General features: G+C 40.0%; 9 protein-coding genes. 4 read left to right on the forward strand and 5 right to left on the reverse strand.

Features of this window, described 5'->3' with window-relative positions:
- The 4 genes from lpdA to E1176_RS12345 form a co-directional block, all read left to right on the forward strand.
- A partial coding sequence (gene lpdA, locus E1176_RS12330; RefSeq protein WP_155210940.1) for a dihydrolipoyl dehydrogenase occupies positions 1-1,290 on the forward strand: 1,290 nt, incomplete at its 5' end.
- 71 nt (positions 1,291-1,361) lie between these two features.
- Entirely contained in the window at positions 1,362-2,564 is a 1,203-nt protein-coding gene (locus E1176_RS12335) for a hypothetical protein (RefSeq protein ID WP_155210941.1), read from the forward strand.
- Positions 2,565-2,624: 60 nt separating this feature from the next.
- Positions 2,625-3,182, forward strand: a complete 558-nt coding sequence (locus tag E1176_RS12340) for an RNA polymerase sigma factor (RefSeq protein ID WP_246206025.1) — start codon at positions 2,625-2,627, stop codon at positions 3,180-3,182.
- A complete protein-coding gene (locus E1176_RS12345) occupies positions 3,179-3,985 on the forward strand; it encodes an anti-sigma factor (protein ID WP_155210942.1) in 807 nt (268 codons plus the stop codon). The genes E1176_RS12340 and E1176_RS12345 overlap by 4 nt, the downstream gene beginning before the upstream one ends.
- Positions 3,986-3,991: 6 nt before the next feature.
- On the opposite strand, the gene E1176_RS12350 is transcribed toward E1176_RS12345, so the two are convergent.
- From E1176_RS12350 to E1176_RS12370, 5 genes are all read right to left on the reverse strand, one after another.
- Positions 3,992-4,513, reverse strand: a complete 522-nt coding sequence (locus E1176_RS12350) for a dihydrofolate reductase family protein (protein ID WP_155210943.1) — start codon at positions 4,511-4,513, stop codon at positions 3,992-3,994.
- A 259-nt stretch (positions 4,514-4,772) separates the two neighbouring features.
- Positions 4,773-7,016, reverse strand: a complete 2,244-nt coding sequence (locus E1176_RS12355; RefSeq protein ID WP_155210944.1) for a TonB-dependent receptor — start codon at positions 7,014-7,016, stop codon at positions 4,773-4,775.
- Positions 7,017-7,525: 509 nt separating this feature from the next.
- The gene (locus E1176_RS12360) at positions 7,526-8,830 is read right to left on the reverse strand and encodes a tetratricopeptide repeat protein (RefSeq protein WP_155210945.1); all 1,305 of its coding nucleotides are present in this window, start codon (positions 8,828-8,830) and stop codon (positions 7,526-7,528) included.
- A gap of 67 nt (positions 8,831-8,897) precedes the next feature.
- Complete coding sequence (locus tag E1176_RS12365; RefSeq protein WP_155210946.1) at positions 8,898-9,713, reverse strand: DUF4331 family protein; 816 nt, start codon at positions 9,711-9,713, stop codon at positions 8,898-8,900.
- A gap of 34 nt (positions 9,714-9,747) precedes the next feature.
- Positions 9,748-10,389: DUF4331 family protein (locus E1176_RS12370; protein WP_155210947.1), on the reverse strand; the 642-nt coding region annotated here is incomplete at its 5' end.

Below are 10,389 nucleotides of genomic sequence, written 5' to 3' on the forward strand. Positions count from 1 at the left end.
GAGTCTTTAGGTGGTATTTGCCTTAACTGGGGCTGTATTCCTACAAAGGCTTTGCTTAAAAGCGCAAACGTATTTGAATATATTTCTCATGCTGAAGATTATGGTATTTCTGTAAAAGATGCCAAAGTAGACTTCGAAGGCATGATTAAAAGAAGCCGTGGTGTCGCTGACGGCATGAGTAAGGGAATTCAGTTTCTCTTTAAGAAAAATAAGATTGATGCGATCATGGGCTTTGGTAAACTGAAGCCGGGCAAAAAAATTGAAGTGACAGGAGACGATGGTAAGGTAGAAACTTACAGCGCAGACGACATAATTATTGCTACTGGTGGTCGCTCAAGAGAGCTGCCTAGCCTGCCAATTGATAATAAAAAGATCATAGGTTATAGAAAGGCCATGACTCTGGAAAAAATGCCAAAGAAAATGGTAGTAGTAGGGTCAGGTGCTATTGGTGTTGAGTTTGCTTATATGTACAATGCCATTGGTGTTGACGTAACTGTGGTTGAGTTTATGCCAAGAATAGTACCTGTAGAAGATGAGGATGTTTCTAAGCAGCTGGAGAGAACCTTTAAGAAAGCAGGCATGAAAATAATGACCAATGCTGAAGTAACGAAGGTTGATACAAAAGGTAAAGGCTGCAAGGCTACAGTAAAAACCAAGAAAGGTGAAGAAGTAATTGAGTGCGACATTGTACTTTCTGCAGTTGGTATTTCTACTAACCTAGAAGGTATCGGTCTGGAAGATGTAGGAGTAGCTACAGATAAAGGTAAGGTACTTGTTGACGATTACTACAAAACCAACATCCCTGGTATTTATGCCATTGGTGATATCGTACACGGACCTGCATTAGCTCACGTAGCTTCGGCAGAAGGTATTATTTGTGTAGAAAAAATAGCCGGTCAGGATGTTGAGCCGTTAGATTATAATAACATACCTGGTTGTACATACTGCAGCCCAGAGGTAGCATCAGTTGGATATACCGAAGCTGCAGCTAAAGAAGCTGGTTATGACGTAAAGGTAGGTAAGTTTCCTTTCTCAGCATCAGGTAAGGCAAGTGCAGCAGGCGCTAAAGAAGGTTTCGTTAAGGTGATCTTTGATGCTAAGTATGGTGAATTCTTAGGAGCTCATATGATAGGTGCAAATGTGACTGAGATGATTGCAGAAGTAGTAGCTGCCAGAAAGCTTGAAACTACAGGGCACGAGATCATAAAAACCGTTCACCCTCACCCAACCATGTCTGAGGCAGTAATGGAAGCAGCAGCAGCAGCTTATGATGAGGTAATTCACATCTAAGTATAAATTTAGATTTTAAATAACATTGCGCAGATTTTAGGGTTATTGACACAAAAAATAACCCTAAAATTTTGCTCAAAAAAATAGTCAAAGCATCGGGGTATTTTATCCTGATATTCGTGATTTTACTTTTTGTCATTCCCAATGTTTTCAACGAGCGGGAAGAGGCTAGTTTTTCAGATGAAAAACGACTTGATTTTGCCAGATCGGTAGATCCTGAGCAAGATTCCATTTCATTACCTATTTCTCAATTTTATAATCGCGGTGAGCTGGTAAGAACACTATTTGGAGACCACTATCGCGACCTATGGTCTTTGCCCATCACCATCCCTGTTTTCAAAGGCTTTGATAGTTTAACATTCCATCATATCGGTGGAGGCATGCAGACCACCAGTGTAGAGTTTGAAACTGAATCTGGTGAGCATTACAGTTTTAGAAGCGTAGATAAAAATCCAAAAGGCGTATTACCGACCGTTTGGCAATACTCCGGGGTGAGAACATTGGTGCGAGATCAAACCTCGGCCATCAACCCGTTTGCTACTGATGTAGTCGGCCAGCTCACAAAAGTTATCGGGGTACATTATAAGGAACCGGTTTTTGTTTTTGTGCCAATGAGTGACCAGGTTTCCGATTCGGTAAACTACACTATGGCGGGTAGGGTAATGATGCTTGAAAAAGAATTTGATGGCAGCTGGGAAGAAAATAGTTTTTTAGGAGCACCAGAGTACGTTTGGGATACAGAGGACTTAATTGAAGGCTCTGCTAAACATACTCTCAGAATTGATACACTGCAATTTCTCAAATGCCGCATGTTTGATTTTATGATAAGCGACTGGGACAGGCACGAAGGTCAGTGGAAGTGGTTGGCATATAATAAAGGGGATTATTATGATGTCAAAGCTGTGCCGGTAGACCGTGATATGGCATTATGTCGATATGACGATGGTTTAGCCAATAGCGTTATCATTCCGCTTACGAAAAGGTGTAAGTCGTTTAGAAATTCTAAAGAGCAGGCCATCAAAATCACGGAGAAGATCAGTGACTTAGATTATCAACTGTTGGCAGACGTGGAGGAAAAACAATATTTGCAGACTGCACAGGAGTTAGATAGGTTATTTACAGAAGAAGTAGTCTCAGCAGCTTTCTCACATTATAGAAAAGAGGTGTCTCAAGAATTTGTAGAGGAGCAAACAGCAACTTTTATGGGTAGAAAAAAATACCTGAATGACATGGCAAGATCCTTTTATATACATATTCAAAACTATAGCGAGTGATTGCCTCTATTGTAACTGTGATTTTTCACTTATTCTAATCTTTATGTTATCTTTCCGCCAATGTCTCAAGTAGCCGGACGTATGCAGCAAGACGAGTTGGTTGCCCTTCTTAAACAGAAGGACAAAACGGCTATGCACTATTTGTACGATAACTATTCGGCTGCCTTATACGGAGCGATTTTTCGCGTTTTAGATGATGAGAAATTGGCTGAAGAAGTACTACACGATGCCTTTATGAAAATTTGGGATAAAATAGATACCTACGATACCAAAAAAGGTAGGCTATTTACCTGGATGCTGAATATCAGTAGAAATTTATCTATCGATAAGCTGAGGTCTAAAGAAATAAAGAAGGTTAAGAAAACTGACGATATCTCAAACAACGTATATAATGTTGAGCGTGACAATCTTATCTATCAGCAAGAGGAGTCTATAGGGGTTAAAGAATTACTGAATGGCCTGCGAGAAGAAGAAAAGCTGATAGTCAATTTAATTTACTTCAAAGGATTTACTCAGTCTGAGGTATCAGATGAGTATGACATTCCTTTGGGTACTGTTAAGACGAGACTTAGAATGGCGCTTAGAAATTTAAGAAATGTACTAGGTGTAGAAAAGTGAATATTGAAGCATACATATCATCAGGCATATTAGAGTCTTACGTACTCGGGGAGCTTTCTGAGAAGGAAAATCAGGAGGTGGTAGAAATGGCTGCAAAGTACCCGGAGGTAAAAGCTGAGATCGAAATAATCGAAGAGAGTTTTGAGCAGATGGCATTTAAGACGGCTATAAAGCCACCAGCCTCAGTAAAAGAGAGACTCTTTCAAGATATCGATACTAAAGAGTCTAAACCGGAAGCTAAAGTAGTGGCTATGGAGTCGAGTGAGGCATCTCCTTACTGGAGGTATATTGCCGCTGCATCAGTTAGTTTGGCAGTAATTTCTTCTGTATTGGCATTTAATTATTGGAATAAGTGGCAAGACACACAAGGTGAATTAGACATTCTCATTGCTCAGAATGAACGTGTGGCGGAAGACTATAATCAGGTAAATCAGCAACTGGAAAAAATCGAAGAAGACCTCGGCATTATCAATAATAGTAGTTTTGATAGAATAGCCATGAAAGGCACTGATAATGCACCTGAAGGGCTGGCTTACATATACTGGAATAGCTCATCTGAAGAGGTTTACCTAAGTGTGCAAAACCTGAAGGAGCTTACCACTGAGAAGCAATACCAGTTGTGGGCTATTATCGATGGCAAGCCCGTAGATGCAGGTGTTTTTGACCCAGATACAGGTCTACTCAAAATGAAAAACATAGCTGGAGGAGCGGGTGCTTTTGCAGTAACAGTAGAGCCTAAAGGTGGTAGCGAAAACCCTACTCTGGAAACGATGCAGGTTATGGGTGCGGTTGAGAAGAGTTAGATCAAATTAGAGGGTATAATGCAAATAGGTGACGCTATTATTGTAGTTTTTTGTATCAATAAGCTTTGCGTCATGCATCAGGTCAAGACCTTCGAAAGCAGCAATTCCTTCACCTAATACAATTGGCATAACAAACAACATCAACTCATCAATAAGCCCGGCTTTTAGCATCGAAGCATTAAGCTTGCCTCCTCCAATAAGCCAAATATTCTTACCTTCCTGAGTCTTTAGTTTTTTAGTAAAATCAACTGCATCTTCAGAAATGAAGTGCAGGTACTTTTGGTTTTCAGATTTTTTAGAAGAGAAAACGTAATTCCTTGTGTCTTTGTAATAGTCAAAGCCGAAACTCTTAACATGTTCATAAGTAGTTCTGCCCATCAAAGTAGTATCTATCGATTTGTAAAAATCACCATATCCATAGTCTGTTTTATCAGGGTTTGGAATTTTATCTAACCACTTCACGTCTCCATCAAGCCTGGCGATTTTGCCATCGATACTCATGGCCATGTATGAGATTAGTTTTCGCATATTTTAAAATTATGAAATCCATATGATAAGTTCTCTTCGTAAGTAGGTAAACTGACTTACAATTTCTATTCTCATAAGTAGGATCTTTTAATTGGACAAGCAGGACTCTCTAATTTTAGATTGCCAAATAGTTGTTGATTCCTGCCCAGTTTGCCCGGCATCGGTTAGGTGTGTTTTCAGAAGTTTAACATATTTTGTCGGGCAACTATTGTAAGGAGTTTTTAAACCCTCGTGGCCAAAGGTCACGAGGGTTATTTTTTTAGAAGAAATAGCTGAGGCTCATCCGTGCAAAGAATGGACTGCCTGGGGTAAAGTGAATTTCGCTTACAGGATCTGGTTCATCACTCAGCCTGGATTCAGTCTCAAATTGAGCTTCTTTCCACTCTGTATCGAGTACGTTTTCAACCATCAAACCGATTTCAAACTTCTTAGTGGTGTAATTCACAACCGCGTCAAGCAAAAAATAACCTTCTGCGGTAGAGCTGTAAGCCTTATTTGCCGGGCGGTCATCAAGATATCTATATCTCAAACTGCCATTTATGCCATTGTCGAGTTGGTAGCTAAGCCCTCCTATACTTGTAAATGTAGGCGCAAGTGGAATGTAATCATTCCCTTCAGTTTCCTCAATTGAGCGTGGTTCGGTTAAATTTAAGTCCGCATCCACGTATAACCAGGGCAGCGCCTGGTAGCGAACCGACACATCAATACCTTTTCTTCGTGTTTTGCCACTGGGCTCTACTATACCCTCGTCACCCACATATACAAACTCCTGCTCGAGATCAAGGTGCCATAAGGCTGTATTTATAGCAAGATTTGGTGTTGGTTTAAATATGGCGCCAATATCAATACCATAAGCTTTCGGTAAAATTTCATTTCCGTTGCGTGCAACCACCACTCGTGTATCATTTGAGTGAAAGCCCACCCCGGCTTTTGCAAATACATTTGTATTCTTAGTAAGTTGATAATTTAGCCTCAGTTTAGGGCTCATGATCCCTTTAGTTTCTGATAGCTTTTCATATTCTGCGTTGAGCGCATCCACATAATTGAAAATGATGTAATCATACCTTAGAGAAGCATTTACTGAGAGCTTATTAATATTTAGTGTCTCTGATGCAAATGCATTTAAATTTATCTCATCGATATCGCCTCTTGCTAAATCTTCCAATGTGGTTTTCCTATTTAGCGTGTGCGAAAGGCTGATGTCATTTACATCATCATACCTAATGCCACCACCTACCTCAGAGGTAAGTTTATGCTGGCCTAAGTAATTCTCAGACAAATAAGACCCCTTATATCCATATATTTTGCGGCTCTCACTTTGAGTAATTTGATCTCCATTCTCAGGGTCATTTAAAAAGAAAGTGAAGTTAGAAACCAGACGGAAGTCGTATTTGCTAAAGTATAGCTGCTGTGTAAGGGTTTGATTATCACTCAGGCCTTTGATATACTTCAGGTTTATATTTGATCGGCTGGTTTCACCCCCTTCGGTGTCATCTATAGCTCCAAATCTCGATATTTGGCCACTGCGCACTGCTCTCACTGGTATTTGACCGGAGGCATCCCACTGGCTGGTAAAAGTAGATGCTGATAGTTGTAAAAGGCCATCATCGAAGTGGGAGGTGTATTTGGAGAATAAATTAAGCCTCGAGAAATTCTGCTCACTTTTAAAATACCCATCTGTAATGTAAAACTCAGAGGCCACAAAAAAGTCTTGTTTAGCATTCGTGTTAGGGAGTAAATCAAGCATTGCTACAGACCTAAGTGTACCAAACTGGCCACCCTCGACTTTGATCATACTATTATCAAGTGAGCTTTTTGTATCGAAAGCCGCATAACCTGCCGTGTTAAAATTTCCCTGATTGGCATAATAAGGGCCCTTGTTGAAATTTACCCGCTCTATAGTCTCAGGAATCACAAAATGTAAATCTGAATAACCCTGACCGTGAGCGTGTGAAACCATATTTACCGGCATACCATCGACCGAGAGTGTAATATCTGTACCATGATCAATATCAAACCCCCTGAGGAAAATTTGTTCTGCTTTTCCCCCTCCGGCATGTTGGGCTATGAATAACCCGGGCACGGCTCTCAATACATCCTGAGAAGTCTTCACAGGTCTTAGTTTTATGTCATAAGTAGAGATATTTTCTAAATTCCGAGCCTCATCAGTCGAAATGGTAACATCTGCCAGTTCGATATTAGCAGCCACTAAATCAAAGTCTTTGTTGTACGTTTGATTAGCTTCAGCTTGCAATATGAATTCCTGACTTTCATAACCAATAAATGATACTTTCAAGTTATAAGTGCCGGGAGTTAACTTTAACCTGTAATTTCCCAGAGCATCTGTAGAGGTGCCCTTGCCTGCTTCGCTTATGATATTGGCACCTGGCAGAGGGCCGTTTTTATCAGAAATATTACCCGTAAGGATGGCTAATTGAGCCAGTAAATTTAGGGCACAGCATACCAGTGCCACTGTAAAAAGTAGTTTTTTAAAAATCATCATTAAGTTCTTTAATAAGTCTGCTTAGAAGACTTAATACACATGAAATAATTAGAGTGGCATTCTCAGAAACTCAAATACAATAGCCATAGCTGAGATCAGCTATTAGTTAGTCTTGTTGTATTTGAGCAAATGCCTGATATTCATGATTACCCTATAGGTGGGGGTGTGGGAGGAGTTTGTGTCCTAGTTTTAGGAAATAAGTAACTAAACTGGTTGTGGACACAGTGAGTAAAATTGTTTCTTAGAAGAAAGGTTGAAGGAGGTTCGAAGAAAAACACGAGAGACAACATATTGATGTGCGCTGATTTATGTTTTTCATCACCCTCAGCTGTTTTAAAGGCTTCGCTGTGATCCGTTATGTTATGATCATGACTATGATGGTGGTCATGGAGAGTAACAAATTCAGAGATATTGTGTAAAGCACTGTGACCAACATAAATTATGCTATGACTAAAAAGTATAGCTAAATAAAAATAGAGTAATAATATGGTAAACTTACGGCTCACCTACTACAAGGTATTTAGGTATTTGTCAATGTCTCTGCTGGCTATTGGGCCCAGTTCATAAGCAGCTTCTTTGGCCTCAAGAAAGTACTCTTTAGCTTCTTTATCTTTATTATTTGATGCGTAAATCACAGCAGTTTTGTAGATAAGATCTGGCTCATAAGATTTGCCCTCTACGTGTTTCTGTATAATTTCTAGAGCACGTTCGTGATTTCCTTCCTGCTCAAATACCCATGCTAAGAGAGAATAGGTCATTGGTGTTGGTCTTGCATCGACCTCTGTAAGGGCAAGTGATCTGGCCATATCATAGTCCTGATATTCTTCTGCGTACAAGGTTATTAAATAGCTATTATACATGCCATCATACTTTGCTTTTTTTGCTTCTGCTACAAATGCTTCTATGTGCTTGGCTTTGGCTTCTTTGTTATTTTGGTAATCTGCCAACTCAGCCAATAATAAGTGATGGTCAGGTAGTTTTTTGCGATCTACTAGTTGACTGATGATTTCAAGCGCTTCTTCTGGTTTGTCATCATGGGCATAAGCTACCCAGGCAATCCCTTTGAGTGCATAATCATAGTCAGGATTTTTTTTCAACACAGCTAAATAGCCGTTGTAAGATTTTTGTATTTCGCCAGCGTGCCCATACATATCTGCCAAATTGGCCTGAGCCCAATGAGCTGTGGGGTTATTTAGTTGGTCTACCTGCTCAAAGGCTGTTTCCATTAGTGAAATTGCCGAATCGAGGTCACCTTTATAATCCTGAAACTTCGATAAACGAACCAGGTAATCGAATGACTCTAAATCTTTGGTAGATTTTATCATTCGCCCAGCTAAGTCATAAAGACCAAGTTCCATGGCAGCATCATAAACCATGAGAGAAGGGCCAAATTTTTCATCCGTATTTTTCATAGCAGCATACGCATACTCCAGGGCCTTTTCAAATTTGTGTTGTTTGATGGCATTGCTGCTTAAGGCAATTAAATTGTTAGCTTTTCTTTTGCCTGACACAAATTGGTTGGCTTCCCTGTATAGGCTATCCACTTCATTGAGGTATGAAACTTCACCAGTCTGATCAAAGGCAGCACTCTTTAAGGCAGCAAGTTTTTGAATGTAGATATATCCGGCTTGCTGTTGCTCAATTTTGTTAGTCCAGAATGCCACGTCACTTGTGTAGGAGGCCATTCTAAATGTTTTTTCATTATCTAAATAAGTCTGATAATCCTGCGGATCACTGATTGTCTGAGCTGTTTCTGTTTTTGTACAGCCAAAGGCTAGTATAGAAAAAAGGAGGGTGTAAAATTGCTTAAACATAACGAGAAGGGATGTGGTGAAAAGAATGGGAGAGCATTAAGCCCTCCCAATAATTATAATCTATTGCTTAATGAGGTGATGCTAAATATGGAAATGAGTTAGAAAACTCTTTGTCATTCGCATCTACATTGTCACTAATCAAGCCGGGTATCAACGGACTGGAATTACCAGACTGATCGTCAAAAGTTAAGATAAGCGTAACATCAATTACATCATCTCCCAACGCACGACCATTGAGTGTTCCGTAAGAAGTGGCTTTAGTCTTATCTGATGTAAGCACATCAACAGTAAGTACGCCAGCTGTTTCAGTGTTGTTTAAACCTAGTATGTTGACGTATGTATCTGAGTTAAGGCCTATATATTCTTGCAGATTATCTAAGATAAACTCAAAGTCTGCTACAGCAGCGTTACCACCGTTTGGCGTTGTTTGGTTGTAATTATTCTTGGCCTCAGCATCTCCAAAGTAGTTAAAAACAGTGTTGATGGCTGGTCTACCCATTTGGTCACATGATGTGAATGTAGGGTTTACAGCAGTAACTGTGGTCATTGCTTCTTCTGTTCCGCCAGAGTTGGTTACAGCCACTACAGCGTCATAGGTACCCTCAACAGAGGCCACAAATGATACTTCAGCAGAAGTTGCATTATTGAGTGCCACTACATTACCATTAGGGTCTGTCACTATCCAGTTGAAAGCAATCGACTGTCCTACAGATGCAGATGCATCCAGTGTAACCATTTTTTCTAAATCAACCGTTTGAGGTTGTCCGGCTTCTGCCATAGGAGCATCTTCACGCATTACATCATTGCTGTCATCGTCTCCGCAACCGGCAGAAATCAGCAATAAGCTTAGGCTTAGTGCAGATATTATATTTCTAGTTTTCATATTGATCTTAATTTTTTAAATGAGTGTGTTTTAATTACTTTTTTACTTTTGCTTCTACCCAAGAACTGAAAGTTGTGCTGCTTCCTAGCATTGATTTTGGCAGTTCTATTACAACTGACATTACATTTGAGCCAGCGAAAGTATCTGAACCAGGATCATCAAAAGATGTAGAGTATTCACTACCATTTGCTGGTGGGTCTACTTCTAGGCCAAGGGCACTTCCTGCACCATTTACGATGTCAACAAACTTGAAGAAATCCATGTAAAAAGAGTCGTCTCTAGGTCCTGCAAACACTTTCATGCCACTGGCAGCTCCTATTTCCGGAGTTTGTCCGTAAGCAGATACCATAGATTCTACTCTTGTGCCATCGTTTTCGATTTTACTTTCAATACCAGCTTCTGAAGGTGAAGTTGGACCAAACACAATTACTTTTCCATCTCTAAAGATTGCCTGAATCACCAAATCTTCAATGTCATCTGCATTGTTGTCAATGTTGATTTCGTACATGATATCTTCACTGAATTTTGCATCTGCAGTTGAGCCTGGTGCTGTGAGACCCATAACATTGGTTACAAAAACATAATTGTCTGAGTTTTCTGGACTTTCGAATGCGTAATAATCTGTAATGTCTGCTGCAGTACTACCTTCTGAAAGTGTTCCTACTGCGGGAGCATC

This window comes from Fulvivirga aurantia (genome assembly GCF_009711475.1).
In the GTDB taxonomy this organism is placed as follows: Bacteria; Bacteroidota; Bacteroidia; order Cytophagales; family Cyclobacteriaceae; genus Fulvivirga; species Fulvivirga aurantia.

Excerpts from the sequence above, each read along its gene's own strand:
- E1176_RS12340 (WP_246206025.1), top strand. The coding sequence starts at position 2,625 with ATGTCTCAAGTAGCCGGACGTATGCAGCAAGACGAGTTGGTTGCCCTT.
- E1176_RS12350 (WP_155210943.1), bottom strand. The coding sequence starts at position 4,513 with ATGCGAAAACTAATCTCATACATGGCCATGAGTATCGATGGCAAAATC.
- E1176_RS12355 (WP_155210944.1), bottom strand. The coding sequence starts at position 7,016 with ATGATGATTTTTAAAAAACTACTTTTTACAGTGGCACTGGTATGCTGT.
- E1176_RS12360 (WP_155210945.1), bottom strand. The coding sequence starts at position 8,830 with ATGTTTAAGCAATTTTACACCCTCCTTTTTTCTATACTAGCCTTTGGC.
- E1176_RS12365 (WP_155210946.1), bottom strand. The coding sequence starts at position 9,713 with ATGAAAACTAGAAATATAATATCTGCACTAAGCCTAAGCTTATTGCTG.